General features: G+C 61.6%; 1 protein-coding gene. It reads right to left on the bottom strand.

What is annotated here, in order from left to right; all coding sequences use genetic code 11:
- Positions 1-276, bottom strand: a 276-nt coding sequence (locus ACKRDP_RS09900; RefSeq protein WP_489685587.1) for a hypothetical protein, incomplete at both ends; no start/stop codon positions are given.

The raw sequence follows: 276 nt of genomic DNA, 5'->3' as shown, positions 1-276 counted from the left end.
ATTTCCGCGTTGTCGCTGATGTTCGGAAAGCCGAAGCGCGGCTCGCCGTCGGGCACGACGTCGAGAAGATAGAGGCCGCCGGTCGGCGGAATATCGCCGGGTTTGATGATGCCAACAATCGGCGACGCGCCGCTTTTTGCATACGCGCCCAGCGATTTTTCTTCTTGCGTGGTGAGGCCGCCGTCCGCATTGCCGACCGCAAAGCTGCCATGTCCGAGGATCGAGTAGTAGCGCGCCGCCTTCGCTACGCACGCGACAATTTCGTCTCCCAAGTCC

It is taken from the genome of Pampinifervens navoyensis (assembly GCF_046159715.1).
Taxonomy (GTDB): domain Bacteria; phylum Aquificota; class Aquificia; order Aquificales; family Aquificaceae; genus Pampinifervens.
Note: the sequence above shows the minus strand (reverse complement) of the source record. Positions and strands in the feature narration are given on the sequence as shown.